This window comes from Agromyces sp. CCNWLW213 (assembly GCF_037199545.1).
Taxonomy (GTDB): Bacteria; Actinomycetota; Actinomycetes; order Actinomycetales; family Microbacteriaceae; genus Agromyces.
This window is the reverse complement of the sequence record NZ_JBBBDX010000001.1, coordinates 870,998-889,136: the sequence shown is the minus strand read 5'-3', so window position 1 is coordinate 889,136 and position 18,139 is coordinate 870,998. Positions and strand designations below refer to the sequence as shown.

18 protein-coding genes are annotated in these 18,139 nt (G+C 74.0%); 13 read left to right on the top strand and 5 right to left on the bottom strand.

Translation table 11 applies throughout. From position 1 onward, the window contains the following. Nucleotides 1–4: 4 nt before the first annotated feature. The 5 genes from WBQ80_RS04175 to WBQ80_RS04155 are packed head-to-tail and all read left to right on the top strand — an operon-like array spanning nucleotide 5 to nucleotide 6,695. Nucleotides 5–1,042: an ABC transporter permease gene (locus tag WBQ80_RS04175; RefSeq protein WP_336571128.1), complete on the top strand. Its 1,038-nt coding sequence runs from the start codon at nucleotides 5–7 to the stop codon at nucleotides 1,040–1,042. Further along, nucleotides 1,039–2,004, top strand: a complete 966-nt coding sequence (locus WBQ80_RS04170) for an ABC transporter permease (RefSeq protein ID WP_336571129.1) — start codon at nucleotides 1,039–1,041, stop codon at nucleotides 2,002–2,004. The genes WBQ80_RS04175 and WBQ80_RS04170 overlap by 4 nt, the downstream gene beginning before the upstream one ends. Then, the gene (locus tag WBQ80_RS04165; RefSeq protein WP_336571130.1) at nucleotides 2,004–3,692 is read left to right on the top strand and encodes an ABC transporter ATP-binding protein; all 1,689 of its coding nucleotides are present in this window, start codon (nucleotides 2,004–2,006) and stop codon (nucleotides 3,690–3,692) included. Before WBQ80_RS04170 ends, WBQ80_RS04165 begins: the two co-directional genes overlap by 1 nt. Continuing rightward, nucleotides 3,685–5,727, top strand: coding sequence for a prolyl oligopeptidase family serine peptidase (locus WBQ80_RS04160; RefSeq protein ID WP_336571131.1), 2,043 nt, complete (start codon nucleotides 3,685–3,687; stop codon nucleotides 5,725–5,727). Before WBQ80_RS04165 ends, WBQ80_RS04160 begins: the two co-directional genes overlap by 8 nt. After that, nucleotides 5,724–6,695: a S66 peptidase family protein gene (locus WBQ80_RS04155; protein ID WP_336571132.1), complete on the top strand. Its 972-nt coding sequence runs from the start codon at nucleotides 5,724–5,726 to the stop codon at nucleotides 6,693–6,695. The genes WBQ80_RS04160 and WBQ80_RS04155 overlap by 4 nt, the downstream gene beginning before the upstream one ends. A 59-nt stretch (nucleotides 6,696–6,754) precedes the next feature. On the opposite strand, the gene WBQ80_RS04150 is transcribed toward WBQ80_RS04155, so the two are convergent. Further along, nucleotides 6,755–7,942: a M20/M25/M40 family metallo-hydrolase gene (locus WBQ80_RS04150; protein WP_336571133.1), complete on the bottom strand. Its 1,188-nt coding sequence runs from the start codon at nucleotides 7,940–7,942 to the stop codon at nucleotides 6,755–6,757. Between the two features lie 104 nt (nucleotides 7,943–8,046). On the opposite strand from WBQ80_RS04150, the gene WBQ80_RS04145 reads away from it, so the two are divergent. From WBQ80_RS04145 to menC, 3 genes are read left to right on the top strand one after another with little or no spacing between them, the layout of a single operon-like run. Then, nucleotides 8,047–8,895 (top strand): hypothetical protein, encoded by an 849-nt coding sequence (locus tag WBQ80_RS04145; protein WP_336571134.1) that lies wholly within the window; start codon nucleotides 8,047–8,049, stop codon nucleotides 8,893–8,895. Between the two features lie 8 nt (nucleotides 8,896–8,903). Then, nucleotides 8,904–9,542, top strand: a complete 639-nt coding sequence (locus WBQ80_RS04140) for a MurR/RpiR family transcriptional regulator (protein ID WP_336571136.1) — start codon at nucleotides 8,904–8,906, stop codon at nucleotides 9,540–9,542. After that, complete coding sequence (menC, locus tag WBQ80_RS04135) at nucleotides 9,539–10,696, top strand: o-succinylbenzoate synthase (protein WP_336571137.1); 1,158 nt, start codon at nucleotides 9,539–9,541, stop codon at nucleotides 10,694–10,696. Before WBQ80_RS04140 ends, menC begins: the two co-directional genes overlap by 4 nt. A gap of 35 nt (nucleotides 10,697–10,731) precedes the next feature. On the opposite strand, the gene WBQ80_RS04130 is transcribed toward menC, so the two are convergent. Next, complete coding sequence (locus tag WBQ80_RS04130) at nucleotides 10,732–12,243, bottom strand: DNA recombination protein RmuC (RefSeq protein ID WP_336571138.1); 1,512 nt, start codon at nucleotides 12,241–12,243, stop codon at nucleotides 10,732–10,734. Between the two features lie 125 nt (nucleotides 12,244–12,368). Then, nucleotides 12,369–12,986 (bottom strand): exonuclease domain-containing protein, encoded by a 618-nt coding sequence (locus WBQ80_RS04125; protein ID WP_336571139.1) that lies wholly within the window; start codon nucleotides 12,984–12,986, stop codon nucleotides 12,369–12,371. Nucleotides 12,987–13,120: 134 nt separating this feature from the next. Here WBQ80_RS04125 and WBQ80_RS04120 point away from each other — a divergent pair, with 134 nt between their 5' ends. Continuing rightward, entirely contained in the window at nucleotides 13,121–13,918 is a 798-nt protein-coding gene (locus WBQ80_RS04120; protein ID WP_336571140.1) for a class I SAM-dependent methyltransferase, read from the top strand. Here WBQ80_RS04120 and WBQ80_RS04115 read toward each other — a convergent pair. Further along, nucleotides 13,887–14,426, bottom strand: coding sequence for a DUF7363 domain-containing protein (locus WBQ80_RS04115; RefSeq protein WP_336571141.1), 540 nt, complete (start codon nucleotides 14,424–14,426; stop codon nucleotides 13,887–13,889). The two genes, WBQ80_RS04120 and WBQ80_RS04115, sit on opposite strands and share 32 nt — an antisense overlap. Nucleotides 14,427–14,577: 151 nt before the next feature. Here WBQ80_RS04115 and ychF point away from each other — a divergent pair, with 151 nt between their 5' ends. Then, entirely contained in the window at nucleotides 14,578–15,651 is a 1,074-nt protein-coding gene (ychF, locus tag WBQ80_RS04110; protein ID WP_336571142.1) for a redox-regulated ATPase YchF, read from the top strand. On the opposite strand, the gene WBQ80_RS04105 is transcribed toward ychF, so the two are convergent. Further along, nucleotides 15,641–15,838: a hypothetical protein gene (locus tag WBQ80_RS04105; protein WP_336571143.1), complete on the bottom strand. Its 198-nt coding sequence runs from the start codon at nucleotides 15,836–15,838 to the stop codon at nucleotides 15,641–15,643. The genes ychF and WBQ80_RS04105 overlap by 11 nt on opposite strands. A 51-nt stretch (nucleotides 15,839–15,889) precedes the next feature. Here WBQ80_RS04105 and WBQ80_RS04100 point away from each other — a divergent pair, with 51 nt between their 5' ends. The 3 genes from WBQ80_RS04100 to WBQ80_RS04090 all read left to right on the top strand — a co-directional run bounded on the left by WBQ80_RS04100 (nucleotide 15,890) and on the right by WBQ80_RS04090 (nucleotide 18,134). Further along, nucleotides 15,890–16,474, top strand: a complete 585-nt coding sequence (locus WBQ80_RS04100; protein WP_336571144.1) for an RNA polymerase sigma factor — start codon at nucleotides 15,890–15,892, stop codon at nucleotides 16,472–16,474. 75 nt (nucleotides 16,475–16,549) lie between these two features. Next, complete coding sequence (locus tag WBQ80_RS04095; protein ID WP_336571145.1) at nucleotides 16,550–17,851, top strand: hypothetical protein; 1,302 nt, start codon at nucleotides 16,550–16,552, stop codon at nucleotides 17,849–17,851. A 73-nt stretch (nucleotides 17,852–17,924) separates the two neighbouring features. Beyond that, the gene (locus tag WBQ80_RS04090; protein ID WP_336571146.1) at nucleotides 17,925–18,134 is read left to right on the top strand and encodes a dodecin; all 210 of its coding nucleotides are present in this window, start codon (nucleotides 17,925–17,927) and stop codon (nucleotides 18,132–18,134) included. The last annotated feature ends 5 nt before the right edge of the window (nucleotides 18,135–18,139 follow it).

Below are 18,139 nucleotides of genomic sequence, written 5' to 3'. Positions count from 1 at the left end.
TGACATGACTGTCGCGCTCCAACCCGAGGACGCGATCCGGGAGGCACCCGGGGACGAAGCTCCCCGCGGTGCCTCCTGGCCCCGATACCTCCTCGAGAAGGGGTCCGGTGCGCTCGTGAGCCTGCTCATGGTCGTCGTGCTCGGCTTCTTCGTCTTCCGCATCCTCCCCGGCGACCCGGCGATCTCGCTCACCCGCGGCCGCCGCGTGAGCGCCGAGCAGGTCGAGCAGCTGCGCGAGCAGTACGGGCTCGACCTGCCCCTCCCCGTGCAGTTCTGGAACTACCTCGTCGGGCTGTTCACGGGCGACCTCGGCACCTCGTACACGTACAACCAGCCGGTCGTCGACCTCATCGCCTCGCGCGTGGGCCCCACCCTGCTGCTCACGACGACGGCCGCGGCGATCTCGATCGTCCTCGGCCTGTGGCTCGGCCAGCGCTCCGCCTGGCGCCGGGGCTCGGCGTTCGATCGTGCGCAGACCTCGCTCGCCCTCACCTTCTGGTCGGTGCCGACCTTCTGGCTGGGCCTGCTCCTCCTGCTCGTGTTCGGGGGACTGCTGCAGTGGTTCCCGACCGGCGGCATGGTCACGCCCGGGAGCGACGCGACCGGGTTGGCGTGGGCGTGGGACGTCGCGCGTCACCTCGTGCTCCCGGTCACGACGATGGTGGCCGTGGTCTACGCGCAGTACCTCCTCGTGATGCGGGCGTCGCTCCTCGAGGAGATGAGCTCCGACTACCTCACCACGGCGCGCGCGAAGGGACTCAAGGAGGACGACGTCCGGCGGCGCCACGCCGTCCCGAACGCGCTGCTGCCGACGGTGACGCTGATCTTCCTCACGGTGGGCGGGCTCATCGGCGGCGCGGTGACGGTCGAGGCCGTCTACTCGTGGCCGGGGCTCGGCTACCTGACCTACCAGGCGCTGGGGACCCCCGACCTGCCCGTGCTGCAGGGCACCTTCGTCGTGTTCTCGTCGATCGTGGTGCTCACGAACTTCGCGGCCGACGTCCTCTACCGGGTCATCGACCCGAGGCTGAAGGAATCATGATCACCGACACCACCCCGGCCCCCGCCCCGGCCGCCGCCGCGCCCGCGACGCCGCCGTCGCCGTCGCCGTCGCGGCAGGGCCGCCGGAGCCCCGCCGCGGAGCGCCGTCGACGTCGCGCCGCCGAGGTTTGGCGCGAGTTCTCGCGGCACCGTTCGGGACTCATCGGGCTGGCCGGGCTCCTGATCGTCGTGGCGCTGGCCCTCCTCGCGCCGGTCCTCGCACCGAGCACGCTGCTGCTGGCCACCGAGGCGACGCTGCCCCCGAACCAGCCGCCGTCGGCGGAGGCGCCGCTCGGCACCGATCCCGCCGGCCGATCGGTGCTCGTCATGCTCCTCTGGGGCGCCCGGATCTCGCTCCTCGTCGGCTTCGCCGCGACCGCCGTGTCGATGGTGATCGGCACGACGGTCGGCATGGCGGCCGGCCACTTCCGCGGGTTCGGGCAGTCGGCGTTGCTCCGGGTCATCGACTTCTTCCTCGTGCTGCCCTCGCTCGTGCTCGCCATCGTCCTGTCGACGGTGCTCGAGCGGGGCGTGTTCACCATCGTCATCGCGATCGGCGTCACGTCCTGGGCCGCCACCGCCCGGCTCGTGCGGTCGCAGACCCTCACGGTGGAGGCGCGGCCGTACATCGAGCGCGCGTGGGCGCTCGGCGCCGGCCACGCGCACGTGCTCGGCCGGCACGTCCTGCCGGCCGTGCTCCCGCTCGTGCTCGCCAACACGACCCTCACCGTCGGGTCGGCCATCATCGCGGAGTCCACGCTCGCGTTCCTCGGGCTGGGAGACCCCACCCAGGTCTCGTGGGGCACGATGCTGAAGACCGCCCTCGACACCGGCGCGGCGACGGCGGGCTACTGGTGGTACGTCCTTCCGCCGGGCCTCGCGATCGTCCTCGTCGTCCTCTGCTTCACCCTGGTCGGCCGCGCGCTCGAGGCCGTCGTCAACCCCACCCTCCGGAGCCGCTGATGCCCACGCTCGAGTTCGACGATGTCCGCATCGCCTACCGCACCGCCGGCGACGACGGCCGGCCCGTCCTGCGCAACGCGGTCGACGGGGTGAGCCTCGTGCTGGAACCCGGCGGCACCCTCGGACTCGCGGGGGAGTCGGGCTGCGGCAAGTCCACGCTCGCGATGTCGGTGCTGCGCCTGCTCCCCTCGAACGCCGAGGTGAGCGGCGCCATCCGCTTCGGTGGCGAGGATGTCACGGCGATGCGCTGGGGCCGGCTCCGCGCCGTGCGCTGGGCCGAGGCCGCGATCGTGTTCCAGGGGGCGATGCACTCGCTGAACCCGGTGCAGCGGGTGTCGACCCAGATCGGGGAGGCGCTGCTGCAGCACGCGGCATCCGACTACCGCGATCGGGCGCGGCGCACGGAGCGCATCACCGAGCTGCTCGCGCTCGTCGACCTCCCGGCCGAGAAGGCGGACGCCTATCCGCACGAGCTCTCCGGCGGCCAGAAGCAGCGCGTGATGATCGCGATGGCCCTCGCGTGCGACCCGGAGCTCATCATCGCCGACGAGCCGACCACGGCCCTCGACGTGATCGTGCAGGCCCAGGTGCTCGAGGTGCTCACCGGCCTCGTGCGCGAGCGGGGGCTCAGCCTCCTGCTCATCAGCCACGACCTCTCGGTGCTCGCCGCGACCTGCGACCGCATCTGCGTGATGCAGCACGGACGCGTCGTCGAGGAGGGTCCGGCGAGGCAGGTCATGGCCGACCCCCAGCATCCGCACACGCAGGCGCTCGCCGCCGCGTTCCCCGAGGTCGGCGACCCCGACTCGCGCCTCCGCCTCCCGGGCTACACCGCGCCGCGGCCCGCCGTCGTGCCGGGCTCGGACGACGCGGCGCGTGCCGGGCATGCGGGCCCTGGGGCGAGCCCCGGCGAGGTCGTCGTGGCCGCCGATGGGCTGACCGTCCGGTACCAGGGCCGCGGCGGCCCCGTCACCGCCGTCGACGATGTCAGCCTCGAGTGCCGCGCCGGTGAGATCGTCGCGCTCGTCGGGCAGTCCGGGTCGGGCAAGACCACGCTCGCCCGCTCCATCCTCGGCCTCCAGCGGCCGACCTCCGGTGCCGTGCGGTTCCGCGGACAGCCCCTGCCCACCCGCCGGAAGGAGCTGCTCGCGTTCCGGCGCGCGGTGCAGTTCGTGCTCCAGGATCCGAGTGCGGCCCTGAATCCGCGGCACACCGTCTACGAGGCGGTCGCGGAGGGGCCGCGGCTGCACGGACTCGGCGGCGACGAGGAGGAGATCGTGGCCCGGGCGCTCGCTGCGGCCGAGCTGTCGCCGCCGGAGCGGTTCTTCGGCGCCATCCCGCAGGAGCTCTCGGGCGGGCAGCGACAGCGCGTCGTCATCGCCGGCGCGCTCGCGCTCGAGCCGTCGTTCCTCGTCGCCGACGAGCCGGTCGCCAGCCTCGACGCCAGCGTGCGCGGCGAGATCCTCGCCCTCTTCCTGCGGCTCAAGCACGAGCTCGGGCTCGGAGCGCTGGTGATCACGCACGACCTGGGCCTCGCGTGGAACATCGCGGATCGCGTCGCGGTGATGCACCGGGGCCGCATCGTCGAGGAGGGGACGGCCGAGCAGGTGCTGCTCGATCCCCAGCACGACTACACGCGCAACCTCCTCTCGGTGGTGCCGTCGGCCCTGGCTGCGGACCGTGCCTGAGCCCCGGGCGCTCGCCTGCGGCACCTGGCCCTCGCAGGTCACGGCCGCCGACGTGGCCGCCGCGCGCGGCTCGCTGCAGTGGCTCGAACTCGTGGACGGCGTGCCGTGGTGGGTCGAGGGGCTCCCCGGCGAAGGCGGACGGCTGGCGCTCATGCGCCTGGCCGAAGACGGCTCGGCTGCGGAGGTCACCCCGCCGGGCGCGAGCGCCCGCAACCGCGTGCACGAGTACGGCGGCCGGCCGTGGTGTCCGGTCCCCGGGCGGCCCGGTGCCCACTGCTTCACCGACTGGCGAGACCACCGGCTGCACGCGGTCGAGGCGAATGGTGCGAGCCGGGCGCTCACGCCGGCCGCCGAGGTCGCAGCGGGCGACCGCTACGCGGAGCCGGTCGTCGTCGGCGACGAGGTCTGGGTGCTGCGCGAGCACCACCGGTCCGACGACCCGACCTACCTCGAGCGGGCGTGGATCGCGGTGCCCCTCGACGGCTCCGCCGGCGAGGATCCGGGACGCGTGCGCGCGCTCACCGGGACCGACGCGCACCGGTTCCTCGCCGGCCTGCGGGTCTCGCCCGACGGGCGCCGCGCCGCCTGGATCGGCTGGAACCACCCGGACATGCCGTGGGACGCGACCGAGGTGGTCGTCGCCGAGGTGGTCGACGGCCGCTTCGCTCGGGCGCGGGTCGTCGCCGGCGGGCCGGGCGTGTCCGTCTGCCAGGTCGAATGGCGCGACGACGCCCGCCTGCTGTACTCCGGGGACGCGTCGGGGTGGTGGAACCTCGTCGAGCTCGACCTCGCGAGCGGCGCGCGTCGGGCGGTGACCGAGGACGAGTCGGAGCTCGGCGGGCCGCTCTGGAAGACGGGCTCACGGTGGTTCGCACTCGTCGACGAGGGCCGCGCGGCCGCGCTGCAGGGCGAGACGGCCGTGCTCGTCGACCTCGACTCCGGCCGGGTCGCGCCCATCGACGGCGCGGACGAGCACGGGGTGGCGCAATGGGCGCCGTCGATCTCGGCGGGCGGCGGGCGGGTCGCCGGCATCGGGTCCGGACCGCGTGCGCTGCCGCGCGTGTTCGTCGCCGTCGTCGACCCCGCGCCGGTGGGCGGCTGGGGTGACGGAGGCGGGTTCGCCCCGGTCGGCGGCCACGAGCCGCTCCCGCGCCGCATCGACGGCTCGGTCCTCGACGCGGCATGGCTCCCGTCGCCCCGGTTCGAGTTCCTGACCGTGCCCGGGGGGCTCCCCGTCCCCGCGCACGTCTGGCCGCCGACCAACCCGCTCGCCACGGCACTGCCCGGTGAGCTCCCGCCCTACGTCGTGCACGTGCACGGTGGCCCCACGGGGTCGAACGGCGTCGGCCTCGACCTCGAGATCGCGTACTTCACGTCGCGCGGAATCGGGGTGGTCGCCCCGGAGTACGGCGGTTCCACCGGGTTCGGCCGTGCGTGGCGCGAGCGGCTTCGCGGCGCGTGGGGCGACGTCGACCTCGCCGACGCCGAGACGGCGGCACTGGCGCTCGTCGACTCCGGCGAGGCCGACCCCGACCGTCTCGTCGTGCGCGGCGGCAGCGCCGGCGGGTTCACGAGCGCCGCCCTGATGACGCGGCCGTCGGCCTTCCGCGCCGGGCTCGTCAGCTATCCCGTGATCGACCTCGTCGCCTGGGCGAGCGGCGAGACCCACGACTTCGAGTCGCAGTACCTCGCCGGCCTCGTCGGGCCGCTGCCCGACGCCGAGGCGCGCTACCGCGAACGATCGCCGAGCGACCGGGCGGATGCCGCGCACGGGCCGATCCTGGTGCTCCAGGGCCTCGACGACCCGATCTGCCTGCCGGAGTCGACCGAGCGCTTCGTGGCGCGACTGGCCGAGGCCGGCGTGCCGTACCGGTACGTCGGGTACGCCGGCGAGGGGCACGGCTTCCGCCGCGCCGAGACGCTGCGCCACGCGATCGCCGCCGAGTTCGCCTGGGTCGTCGAGGTCTTCGGGATCGACCCCGTCGCGGCGGAGCCGGCGGAGCCGCAGCCCGCGGTCGATCGGGCGGGTCGATGACGGCCGCAGACGCCGGCGCCCCGCGCCTCGGCGGGGCGGCCGCGATCCGCCGAGCCGCCGACGTGCTGGCCCCGCTCGAACCGGGCGCGCGGGTCGCGCTCGTCGCGACGAGCGGCCCCGTCGACCCGGCGCGGCTGGACCGCTCGATGGCACTCCTGCGGTCGTGGGGCCTCCAACCGGTCGCGTACCCGAGCGCGTCCGCCCGGCATCCGCGGGCCGACTACCTCGCGGGCGACGATGCGGTGCGGGCGGGCGACCTCTCGACGGCATGGTGCGATCCGTCGATCGCCGCGGTCTTCTGCCTCCGCGGCGGCTACGGCTCGATCCGGCTGCTCGACCGCCTGGACGTCGACCGGCTCCGCTCGGCGCCCCCCAAGGCGCTGTTCGGCAGCTCGGATGTCACGGCCGTGCACGAGCTCTGGAACGGGCGACTCGCCACGCCGACGTGGTTCGGCCCGATGCTCGGGACCGACGCGCTGCTCGAAGACGCGGTGGCGACCGAGGGCCTGCGCCGGGCGGTCTTCGAGCCGCTCCCCGGCCGCGAGTACTCCTCGCCGGGCACCGAGACCCTCGTGGCCGGGACGGCGACGGGCCGCGTGGTCGGCGGCACGCTGAGCCTGCTGCGCATGACGCTCGGGTCCGCGGAGAGCGACGGGCTCGACCGCTCCGGCGCGATCGTGCTGCTGGAGGACGTGACCGAGGAGCCGTACCGCCTCGACGCGCTGCTGAGCTCGCTGCTCCGCGCGGGATGGTTCGAGGGCGTCGCCGGGATCGCACTCGGCAGCTGGGAGTCGTGCGGCGACCCGTCCGAGGTGCGCGCGCTCATGCTCGAACTGCTGGGTCCGCTCGGCGTGCCGCTCGTGTGGGACCTCGGCTTCGGGCACTGCGCGAACGCGCACACGCTGCCCCTCGGCATCGAGGCCACGCTGCACGCGGACGGGCGTCCGCGCCTCGTCGTGCACGGCTGAGCCGGCCGGGACTCGCACGCCCGCGCCCGCGCCGACGGCGACGGCGCCGCAGCCGCTGCTCAGTCGTCCGCGAGGGCGGCGATCGTCGCGGCGGCCAGTCGCACGCGCGGGGCGAGGCTGTCGGTCAGCACGTGCTCGTGACGGGCGTGCGCCCCGCCGCCGAGCGGGCCGAACCCGTCCAACGTCGGCACGCCGAGGCGGCCGGTGAGGCTCGTGTCCGCCGCCCCTGCCGCAGGACGGCCCGCGACGGCCTGGCCGACGGACGCCGCCGCCCCGATCACGCGCTCGAGGAGCGCGCCGCCGGACTCGGCCGACCATGCCGGCCGGCTGCTCAGGACCTCGACGACGACGGATGCGCCCTCGCGCACGGGGGCGAGCGCGCGGAGCCCGGCGAGCAGCGACGTCTCCGTCGCCTCGTCGGGCGTCCGCAGCCCGAGGTCGGCGTGCGCCCGGTCCGGGACCATGTTCGTGAGGCCCCCGCCCCGGACGGTGCCCACGTTGACGAGTGCCGTCGGGTGGGCGGTCGCGAGCGCGCGGACCGCGTGCAGCTGGTCGATGAGCTCCTCGATCGCCGACACCCCGGCGAGCGGATCGAGGGCCGCGTGCGCGGCCCGCCCGGCGACGACCAGCCGCACGCGCGCACTGCCGAGGCGCGCGGTCTTGAGGGCGCCGTCAGGATGCGGCGGTTCGAAGCCGAGCACCGCGCGCGCACGGAGCGCGTGCTCCTGCACGAGGTCGCGCCCGGTCGGCGTGCCGATCTCCTCGTCGGCCGTGACCAGGAGGACCACGGGCGGATGCGGCACGCCGGCACGCCGCAGCAGCCGGAGGGCGTGCACGGCGATCACGAGGCCGGCCTTCATGTCGTACCCGCCGGGCGCGTCGAGGCGGACCCCGTCGTGCCGGATGCCGTGCGCCTCGACGGTGCCGCGCGGCCAGACGGTGTCGGCGTGCCCGAGCAGCAGCACGGGCCGCGCATGGGGCGCCGCGGCCGCGCCGTCGACGTGCGCGATCAGGTGGGCCCCGGAGTCATGGTGCCGGGTGGTCACGGCGGCGCCCACGGGGGCGAGCAGGCGTCGAAGTCCGACGTGGACCTCCTCGATCCCGGCGGCGTCGCCCGTGGGCGACTCGGCGCGCACCAGGTCCTCGACGTCGGCGACGAGCTCGCCCGAGTGCAGCGGCTCGTCGGCGAGGCGGGATGCTGGGCGGGCTGGCGCCGGTGAGGCCGGGGATTCTGGGGCGTCGGACATAGATACGAAACGTAACAGGACAGGCGGTTGCGGGCAAGGTTGACGATTCCTGCACAAATACGGAAGCATTGCGAGCAGTTACGTTCCGTAAGAATGAGGTGGCCATGCAGCGAACGGTGCAGGCCGTGACCGTCGGACCGCTCGACAGCGCGGACCGGCGTCAGGCGGCATCCCGGCTCTACCGCGACGTGTTCGGGTACGCCGACCCCGCGCACGCCGTCAGCCCGCGTCTGCTCCGCGCGCTGCTCGACCACGGCGGCACGGCTCTCGGCGCGTACGACCCCGCGGGGTCGACGCTCGGGTTCTGCTACGGCTTCCCTGCGGCCGACGCGCTCGGCGCCTACCACTACTCGCAGGCCGTGGCCGTGCACGAACGGGCCCGCGGGCTCGGCGTCGGTCGCGCGCTGAAGCTCGCACAGGCCGATGGCGCGCGGCGTGCCGGGGCGCGGGCGATGCGGTGGGCGTTCGATCCGCTGCTCACCCGCAACGCCCACTTCAACCTCGCGGTCCTGGGCGCCCGGGTCTCGACGTTCCACCGCTCGTACTACGACGAGCCGGGCACCGATCGGGCCATCGCCGACTGGGCGCTCGACCCGGGCGCGCTCGAGATCGATCGCCGCGCGGCGTCGGCGGACGTCGCCGCGATACGCGACGCCGCCGTCGGAGACGGCGCCGAAGCCGCCTCCGCGGCTCGGCGCGGGGACGTCGTGCGCGCCGGTGAGGGGGACGGACCCGGGGGCCGAGCCGTGCGCTGGCTCGTCGCCCCGCTCGATCCGGCGTCGCCGGCGGGCGCGGTCGCGACGCCCGCGGCGGCCGAGGTCGCCGAGCAGCTCGTCGCGGCGTTCCGCGACGGCTACGCACTCGTCGCCTGCGTCCCGACGTGGCAAGCCGAGTCGCGGCATCCGTCGGAGCCCTTCGCGCTCTATGTTCTGGGGAAGGAGCCCTGCCGGTGAGGAGTCAGATGTCTGAGCGGAATGGCCTGAACAGCCCGCATGAACGCTACGACGCGCGCGTGCAGCGACGGTCGGCCGTGGTGCTGAAGCGTCGCGTGCTCGAACAGGAACGAGCCCAGCTGCTCGCCGCGCTGGACTGGGCGCGCGACGACGACTCGTTCGAGCGGATCGCCGCGCTCATCGTCGCGGCGCGACGGCGCTTCATCTTCGGTGCGGCGAAGTCGTTCACGTTCGCCTCGCTGCTCGCGATGGACCTCAGCGCGAGCCTCGCGAACGTCACCCTCATCGACGGCACCATCGTGCGACCACTCGACGTGCTGAGCGACGTGCGCACCACCGACGTGATGGTCGCCATCTCGCTCGCCCGCTACCGGCGCTACACCATCGACATCGCCCTCGAGTTCGCCCGCGCGGGCGGCACGCTCGTGGTGATCACCGATGCGCCCGACGCCCCGCTCGTCGACCACGCGACCGAGACGATCGTCGTGAGCACCGAGAGCGCGTCGTACGCGAACTCGCCCACGACGGTCGCCCTCGCGCTGCACCTGCTCGCGACGCTGACGTCGGCGAGCTCGAAGGGCGCCGGTCGACGGATGGTGGAGCGCGACCGACTCGCCGACGTCCTCGGCCTGTACGTGGCGGAGTGAGCGTGCGCATCGTCGAGGCGACGCTCTTCCGGGTGCGACTGCCGCTCGTGCACGAGTTCGAGACGAGCTCGCATCGGAAGAGCGCGATCGAGCACGTGCTCGTGCGTCTGCGCGACGCCGACGGACGGGCGGGGTGGGGCGAGATCGCCTCGCCCTCGGGGCCGTACTTCGGCGCCGAGACCACGGACACGTGCTGGACCATCGCCGGGCGCGTGCTGCTGCCCGCGCTCGTCGGTGCCGAATGGGAGACGCCCGCGGACGCCGCCGCGACATGGCGACGCGTACGCGGCAACCGCTTCGCCATCGCCGGCATCGACGGCGCCCTGTGGGCGTTGCACGCCGACCGGCTCGGCGTCGCCCTCGGGCGCGCGCTGGGCGGCGTGCGGGATGAGATCACGGCAGGCGTCTCCCTCGGCATCGAGCCGACGGTCGACGCCCTGCTCGCGCAGGTGCAGCGCCACGTCGACGACGGGTATCCCCGGGTGAAGCTGAAGATCGCGCCGGGATGGGACGTGGAGCCGGTCCGCGCGGTCCGAGCCGCTTTCCCGCGGCTCGACCTTCACGTCGACGCGAACGGCGCCTACCCGCGCGATGCGGGGTCGTTCGAGGTGTTCACCGCGCTCGACCGGGAGGGGCTGACGATGATCGAGCAGCCGTTCGCTCCTGACGACCTCCTCTCGCACGCCGAGCTGCAGGGTCGCCTCGACACCCCGGTCTGCCTCGACGAGTCGGTCGAGACCATCGACGGACTGCGCACCGCGCTGCACCTCGGGGCGATCGGCGTGCTCAACATCAAGGTCAGCCGGATGGGCGGACTGTCGACCGCCCTCGTCGCGCACGGCCTGGCGGGGGAGGCAGGAATCCCCGTGTGGTGCGGCGGGATGCACGAGTTCGGCATCGGCCGCGCTGCGAACCTGGCCATCGCCAGCCTGCCGGGATTCGTCCTGCCGAGCGACGTGTCGGGGTCCGACAAGTACTACGGCCGGGACGTCACCATGCGGCCGATCCTGGCGGATCGCGGCCGCGTCCCCGTGCCCGACGCTCCCGGACTCGGTCTCGAGGTCGATGAGGCCTTCATCGAGGGGACGGCCGGCGACCGGCTCGATGTCGTCGTCGATCGGCGCGAGGCGGGAACCCGCGTCATCGCCGCGTGACACGAGGCCGTCGGACCGGACCGCGCTCCGACGCGTCAGGATGACGCGGAACGGATGTGCGGGTCGAGGTCGGCGCCGTCGAACTCGGTGTCGATGACGAGCTCGACCGGCGCATCGACCGGCACGGCCGCAGCCTCGTCGGGCGATCCGCCCTCGGGTGCGGCGGTCGGCGACGAAGCCGAGGCCTGGGCCGAGGCCGCGGCGGCTGCACCACCCTCGAGGCCGCCTTCGGTCAGCTCCGGGGCCGACAGCCGGCGCGGCGACTCGTGGATCGGGGTGGGCTCGGCGACCAGCGACAGCTTGGTCTCGTTGATGCCCGGGAACTGACGCGCCGTGACCAGCACGCGCGACTCGAGCGAACTGGCGAACTTGTTGTAGCTGTCGACCGTGCGCTCGATGGCCTTGCGGAGGGAGTCCGCGTGCCCGGCCAGGACGCCGATGCGCTGGTACAGCGTGTTGCCGAGGTCGAACAGCTTCTTCGCCTCGTCGGACACGGCCTGCTGCTGCCACGCGTAGTCGATGGTCTTCAGCACCGCGAACAGGTTCACGGGCGAGGCCAGCGCGACCCGGCGCTCGAAGGCGTAGTTGAGCAGGCCCGCGTCCGCTTCGAGCGCCGCGGAGAGCAGCGACTCGTTCGGGATGAAGGCGATGACGAACTCGGGCGCCTCGAGCCCCTCCCAGTACCCCTTCTTGCCGAGCGCATCGATGTGCGAGCGCATCGCGCGGACGTGCTTCTCGATGAGGGACTTGCGGCGCGCGCCCTCTTCTCCGATCGCGGTCTCGGGGATGGCCGAGGCCTCGAGGTAGTGCTCGAGCGGCACCTTCGAGTCGAGCGGGATGAACTTGCCGCCCGGAAGGTAGACCACGAGGTCGGGGCGGCCCCGACCCTGGTCGGTGGCCACCTGGTGCTGCTCGCCGAAGTCGACGTGCTTGATCAGGCCCGCGGCCTCGACCACGCGGCGCAGCTGCGTCTCGCCCCAGACGCCGCGCGTGCTGTTGTTGCGCAGGGCGCTCGCGAGCGACTCGGTCGTCGCGCGCAGTTCGGCGTCGGAGAGCTGCGCGCGCTTCAGCTGCTCGGCGATCGAGCCGTACTGCTCGTTGCGCTGCTGCTCGAGCTCGGACACCTTGCGCTGCATCGTCGCCAGGGTCTCGCGCACGGGGCTCAGCGCCTGGAGGACGGCGCTCTCGCGGCGCTCGCGCTCGCTCCGCTCGGCCTGGTCGAGCCGCTGCTGCTCGAGCGCCTCGCGGTGCTGGCGCACCTGGTGCTCGAGCTGCTCACGCAGCCCGGCCGCCGCCGCCTCGGCCGCGGCGAGTTCGGCCCGCAGCATCGCCTGCTGCTCGTGCTGCTCGGCCAGCAGCGCGGCCCGCTCGGATTCGGCCGCCGCGCGCAGCTCGAGCAGGGCCCGCTCGTGACGCGCCTCGACGAGTGCCGGGTCCTCGACCGTCGCGCCGACATCGCCGGGGCGACGGGACGCCACGACGTGCATCGCGAGCGCGCCGAGCGCGCCGCCGACGAGGAGGCCGATGAGCAGCAGGAGGAAGTCCATGCCGTCAGTGTGGCAGCGGCCCACGACATCCGATCGACGCCCCGGGGCGTGGCGCGACGAACCCTCCGCGTGCGTCGCCGGGGTCGCAGGCCGGACCCACGACCCCGGCTCCGGGGGAGTCGTCGCTACTGCAGCGCCATCGGGTCGTGCTGCGAGGCCCGCTGCGCCGTGGCGGTCGCGCCGATCGCCCCGACCCGGACGCGCGTCACGTGCGCGAGGCGCTCGAGGTCGTCGACGTCGTGGCGCTTCGCCGCGTGCACCACGATCCCGGCGCACGCCTCGGCGTCGGCCAGCGCGTCGTGGTGCGAGAAGTCGTCGAAGCCGGCCGCCATGGCGGCGACGGGGAGCCGGTACGAGTCGAGGTGGTAGGTGCGTCGCGCGACCTGCAGGCTGCACAGGTAGCGGAAGTCGGGCACCGCGAGCCCGTGCGCCTCGGACGTCTTCGCGATGACGCCCATGTCGAAGCCGGCATTGTGCGCGACCAGCCAGTCGTCGCCGGCGAACTCGCGGAGCCACGGCAGGTGGGCCTCCCAGCCGGCGGCGTCCGCCACCATGCCCGGGGTGATCCCGTGGATCCGCACGTTCCACGGCGAGAAGTCGCCGTGGGGGAACGGCGGCCGGATGTAGCGGTGCTCGCGTTCCACGACACGACCGCCGACCACCTTCACCACCCCGACCGAGCACGCGGACGCGGCGGAGGAGTTGGCGGTCTCGAAGTCGATCGCGGTGAAGCTCACTGGCACGCGCCGATCGTCCCACGCCCGGGCGACACCCCCGGGCGCGTCGCGCAGCGCGTCGGCGATCGGGGTGCGCACGAGTGGTTGACGGATGCCGCGCCGCGGGCGTGGAATGTCCGGGACGGGATCGGGGGCCGGCCATGGGCGACGCGGACGAGCAGTCACGAGGGGGCGGGCGCGCCGCGCCCGTGATCGACCCCGGCGACCCGGGCACGCAGGCCGTGGCGCGGTCGTTCGGCGCCGTGGCATCCGTCTACGGGACGGCCCGCCCCGGCTACCCGGTCGCGGCCGTCGCCTGGCTGGTGGGCGACGCCCGGCGCGTGCTCGACCTCGGCGCCGGCACCGGGAAACTGACCGAGGCGCTCGTCGCGCTCGACCTCGAGGTCATCGCGGTGGACCCGGTCGAGGAGATGCTCGACGAGCTCGAGGTGCGCGTGCCCGGCGTCCCGCGGATCCTCGGCACCGCCGAGGACATCCCCATCGAGGACGCCTCGGTCGACGCGGTCGTCGCCGGGCAGGCGTGGCACTGGTTCCAGACGGAGCGGGCCGTGCCGGAGATCGCACGGGTCCTCCGTCCGGGCGGCACGCTCGGCCTCGTCTGGAACAGCCGCGACACGTCCGTCGGCTGGCTGCGCGAGGCCGGCGCCATCATGCACGAGCGCCACGACGCCTCGGCGACCCTCGAGGAGTACGTCCGCGTCGGCCGTCCGTTCGGCGACATCGAGGAGCACCGCGTCGAGTGGGTCGAGCGGATGACGCGCGCGAGGTTCCTCGACCTCGTGCGTTCCCGGAGCCACTGGATCACCGCACCGCCGGCGGAGCAGGGGGCCGTGATCGCGTCGATCGAGACGCTGCTCGACACGCACCCCGACGTGGCTGGAGCGGGCGAGCTCGCGATCCCCTACGTCACGCGGTGCTTCCGGACCCGGCGGCCGTGACCTCGCCCTCGGGCTCGGCCGCGGCGATCTCGGACGGGGGCGGGCACACCGGCGGCTGACCGGCGGGACGGGCCGGGACGACCGCCGTGACACGCGCCAGCCCGGTCTGGTCGTGGTCGCCGGAGCCGACGACCTCGATGGTCGCCCGAAGAGCGGCGAGCGGTTCCCGCCCCTCGCCGCAGATCACGACGGTCACCTCGCCCGGTCCCGGGTCGACGCCCACCAGGCGGAAGGTGACGGCGGCACTGCCGTGGGGGGAGAGGCGCAGCGCACGGGTGCGGCGGACGCCGAGCGCGAGCTTGAGGCCCCGCGGCTCCACGGTGACCCAGAGGTGCCGCGCGGCCGCATCCGGGCCGACCGCGGGCGCCGCGGCATCCGTGCGCGCGGCTGCAGGCGGAGCGGCCGCGCTGAGTTCGACGCGCATCGTCGTGGCGGACCCCACGGCGACGATCGGCTTCACCAGGGCCTCCGCGTGCACCTCGACGGCGGCACGTCCTTCCTGCAGCATCCGTACCCCTTCCGGTGTGCGCCCAGTGCGCAGTCGAGCGGGGCGACGTTTCCCCGCTCCGGCGACGCTACGCAGCGGCATCCGCCACCGCATCAGGGAGCGCACCGAGACCGACGGGGGACGCGGAGGCCGCGGGGTACGATTGACCCCCGTGGCTCTCACCATCGGAATCGTCGGTCTCCCGAACGTCGGCAAGTCGACGCTCTTCAACGCCCTCACCAGGAACCAGGTGCTCGCGGCGAACTACCCCTTCGCGACGATCGAGCCGAACATCGGCGTGGTGAACCTGCCCGACCCGCGACTCGAGGTGCTCGCGAAGATCTTCGGCTCCGAGCGGATCCTGCCGGCGGCCGTGTCGTTCGTCGACATCGCCGGCATCGTCAAGGGCGCGAGCGAGGGCGAGGGGCTCGGCAACAAGTTCCTCGCCAACATCCGCGAGGCCGACGCGATCGCGCAGGTCGTGCGCGGCTTCGAGGACTCCGACGTGGTGCACGTCGAGGGCGCCGTCGACCCGAAGAACGACATGGAGACCATCAACACCGAGCTGATCCTCGCCGACCTCGAGACCCTCGAGCGCGCCATCGCGCGCTACGAGAAGGAGGTCAAGGGCAGGAAGCTCGACCCGTCGGTGCTCGCCGCGGCGACGGAGGCGCAGGAGGTGCTGCAGAAGGGCACGCCCCTGTCCGCGGCATCCGTCGACCTCGCACCCATCGCCGAGCTCGGCCTCCTCACCGCGAAGCCCTTCATCTACGTCTTCAACGTCGACGAGGCGGTGCTGACGGATGCCGCGCGCAAGGCGGAGCTCGCCGCGCTCGTCGCACCGGCCGAGGCGGTCTTCCTCGACGCGAAGATCGAGTCCGAGCTCATCGACCTCGACCCGGCGGATGCCGCGGAGCTGCTCGCGTCGACGGGCCAGGACGAGTCGGGCCTCGACCAGCTCGCGCGCGTCGGCTTCGACACGCTCGGCCTGCAGACCTACCTCACCGCGGGCCCCAAGGAGTCGCGCGCCTGGACCATCCGCAAGGGCTGGAAGGCGCCGCAGGCCGCCGGGGTCATCCACACCGACTTCGAGAAGGGCTTCATCAAGGCCGAGGTCATCTCGTTCGCCGACCTCGTCGACGCGGGCTCGGTGGCCGAGGCCCGCGCGCGCGGCAAGGCGCGCATGGAGGGCAAGGACTACGTCATGCAGGACGGCGACGTGGTGGAGTTCCGCTTCAACGTGTGACGGGCGCGGGTGGGAGCAGGAGCATTCGCAGCGCGAGCGCTCGGCACGCGAGGAAGCCGTCTCGGGCGCGCCGGATCTCGATGCGGAGATGCGCCGCGACCATCCCGGCCGGCGACGCGATCTCGACGAGCAGGTCGGGGTCGTCGAGCGCCCCCGTCCGGTGGGCTCGTGACCGGTCCGTGACCATCGGACGAGGCGGCGCGTGCAAGACTCGCCCCAGTCGCGACACAGTCAGGGCGTGAGGATCGCCAGCACCGACGCCGCAGCCGACGACACGACCCAGGGGGTGCCGATGCCCGACCGCGCGGAGCCGCCGACGGCCGAGGGCGGCGAGGACGCCCTGACCTGGTTCACGGGCGTCGTCCGGGAGCACTCGACGGCGCTCGTGAAGTACTTCGCCCGCCGCGGTCCGCGGCAGGACGCGGAGGACCTCGCGGCCGAGGTGTTCGCGACCGCGTGGCGCCGGCGCGACGACGTGCCGCGCGAGGCCGTGCTGCCGTGGCTCTACCGCACGGCCGGGTTCACGCTCGCCAACCACCGGCGCAAGGTCGTCGACCTCCCGGTCGACGACGTACCCGAATCGGGGGAGTCGCGCGTCGCCGAGGACCCGGAGCTGAGCGCCCTGTTCGACGACGAGCTCCGAGGCGCGCTCATGAGCGTCGGGGAGCGCGATCGGAGCATCCTGATCCTGCACGCATGGGAGGGACTCGACGGCGAGGAGCTCGGACGGGTGCTCGGCATCTCGCGGTCCGGTGCGGATGCCGCGCTCTCGCGCGCACGAAGGCGCCTCCGCGAGGCCTGGGGCGAGCGGCTGTCGTTCTGACCCGCGGCCCCTGCAAGGTTCCGGGCCGGCGGCACACATGCAGGGTGAGAGCCGATGTCACGGAGGGTGATCCACATGAACGACGACGACCAGCGCGACCCGATGGCCCGGCTGCGGGCCGCCGATCCGGCCGCCGGAGTCGAGGCCCGAGCCGGGTTCGCCGACGAGGTCGTGGCACGCGTCACGGGGGAATCGCCCGCCGTCGACGGCGCGCCGGTCGCGGACCTCTCAGCGGAGCGTTCCCGCCGCCGCCCGGGCTGGATGCAGGTCGCCGCGGTCGCGGCGGCGCTCGTCGTCGTGGGGGCCGTCGGGTACGGTGCAGGGGCGACCGCCGTGGGAGGATCGAACCTCGCCGGTGGCGCGGCGCCCCCGATCTCGCTGCAGGGTCCGTCGGACGCCGCGACCGCCGAGGGCGGCGCCGCGCCCGAGTCCGCGGCGGGGGAGGAGATGGTGCGCGAACCCGGCACCACCGACATGACCTCGCCCTCGTGGGGCACCGGGCGGAACTCCTTCACCGCGTCGGGCCTGTCGACGTCGGAGGGCACCGCGGCGGCCTACGCGTTCGACGCGCGCGCGGCATCCACCGTCGACACCGTCGCAGCGCTCGCCGCGGCGCTCGGCCTCGACGGCACGCCCGAGCTGGTGGACGGGGCGTGGGCGGTGGGCCCGAGGGACGGCACGGGTCCGGCGCTCGGGGTCTCGCTCGACGGCACGCTCGGCTTCTGGTACTCCGATCCGGGCGTCTCGCCCTGGCAGTGCACCGACGGCGCCGAGGTCTGCGAGCCCACCGCCGGCGCCGTGCCGTCGGAGCAGGCTGCCGTCGACGCGCTGCGCTCGCTGCTCGAGTCGACGGGACGGGACGCGACGGCGTACGAGTTCTCCTCGGAGACGTACGAGGGCGCGCTGACCCGGTCCGCGCAGGCGTGGCCGGTCGTCGACGGCCAGCGCGTCGACCAGGCCTGGAGCGTCGAGCTCTCGGATCGCGGCATGGTCGGCGCGTCCGGAACCCTCGCGGAGCTCGTGCCCCTGGGCGACGCTCCGATCGTGAGCGAGCAGGAGGCGTTCGAGCGGCTCTCGGACCCGCGATTCAGCGCGGCGATCACCGCGCTGCCCGCCGAGATGCGGGACATGCCGGCGACCGACCTGCCCGCATGGGTGCCGCCGACCGAGCCGCCCGCCGCGCCGCAGCCCGGGGATCCGGTCTCCTGGCCGGTCAACGACGTCGAGATCGTGGACGCGCGGCTGGGGCTCGCGAGCCAGTGGCAGTCCGACGGCGGCGTCGTCGTGGTGCCCGCGTACGAGTTCACCGACGCCGACGGCGGCACGTGGTCGGTCATCGCGGTCGCCGAGTCCGAGCTCGACTTCTCGCTCCGCTAGGCCTGTCGCCGCGAGGCGCGCCCGGCTAGGGTCGAGGCACCCCGCGACGGCGCGGGGGAGTCAGGAGCCGGTCATGCACGACCACGTCTACCGCGTCACCGAGATCGTCGGGAGCTCGTCCGAGAGCCAGGACGCCGCCATCCGGAACGCCATCGCCCGCGCGACCTCGACGCTCCGGAACGTCGACTGGTTCGAGGTGATCTCGACGCGCGGGCACGTCGCGGAGGGGAACGTCGCGCACTTCCAGGTGACCCTGAAGGTCGGGTTCCGCCTCGAGGAGTGATGCGC

Excerpts from the sequence above, each read along its gene's own strand:
- WBQ80_RS04175 (WP_336571128.1), top strand. The coding sequence starts at position 5 with ATGACTGTCGCGCTCCAACCCGAGGACGCGATCCGGGAGGCACCCGGG.
- WBQ80_RS04170 (WP_336571129.1), top strand. The coding sequence starts at position 1,039 with ATGATCACCGACACCACCCCGGCCCCCGCCCCGGCCGCCGCCGCGCCC.
- WBQ80_RS04165 (WP_336571130.1), top strand. The coding sequence starts at position 2,004 with ATGCCCACGCTCGAGTTCGACGATGTCCGCATCGCCTACCGCACCGCC.
- WBQ80_RS04155 (WP_336571132.1), top strand. The coding sequence starts at position 5,724 with ATGACGGCCGCAGACGCCGGCGCCCCGCGCCTCGGCGGGGCGGCCGCG.
- WBQ80_RS04150 (WP_336571133.1), bottom strand. The coding sequence starts at position 7,942 with ATGTCCGACGCCCCAGAATCCCCGGCCTCACCGGCGCCAGCCCGCCCA.
- WBQ80_RS04145 (WP_336571134.1), top strand. The coding sequence starts at position 8,047 with ATGCAGCGAACGGTGCAGGCCGTGACCGTCGGACCGCTCGACAGCGCG.
- WBQ80_RS04140 (WP_336571136.1), top strand. The coding sequence starts at position 8,904 with ATGTCTGAGCGGAATGGCCTGAACAGCCCGCATGAACGCTACGACGCG.
- WBQ80_RS04130 (WP_336571138.1), bottom strand. The coding sequence starts at position 12,243 with ATGGACTTCCTCCTGCTGCTCATCGGCCTCCTCGTCGGCGGCGCGCTC.
- WBQ80_RS04120 (WP_336571140.1), top strand. The coding sequence starts at position 13,121 with ATGGGCGACGCGGACGAGCAGTCACGAGGGGGCGGGCGCGCCGCGCCC.
- WBQ80_RS04115 (WP_336571141.1), bottom strand. The coding sequence starts at position 14,426 with ATGCTGCAGGAAGGACGTGCCGCCGTCGAGGTGCACGCGGAGGCCCTG.
- WBQ80_RS04105 (WP_336571143.1), bottom strand. The coding sequence starts at position 15,838 with ATGGTCACGGACCGGTCACGAGCCCACCGGACGGGGGCGCTCGACGAC.
- WBQ80_RS04095 (WP_336571145.1), top strand. The coding sequence starts at position 16,550 with ATGAACGACGACGACCAGCGCGACCCGATGGCCCGGCTGCGGGCCGCC.
- WBQ80_RS04090 (WP_336571146.1), top strand. The coding sequence starts at position 17,925 with ATGCACGACCACGTCTACCGCGTCACCGAGATCGTCGGGAGCTCGTCC.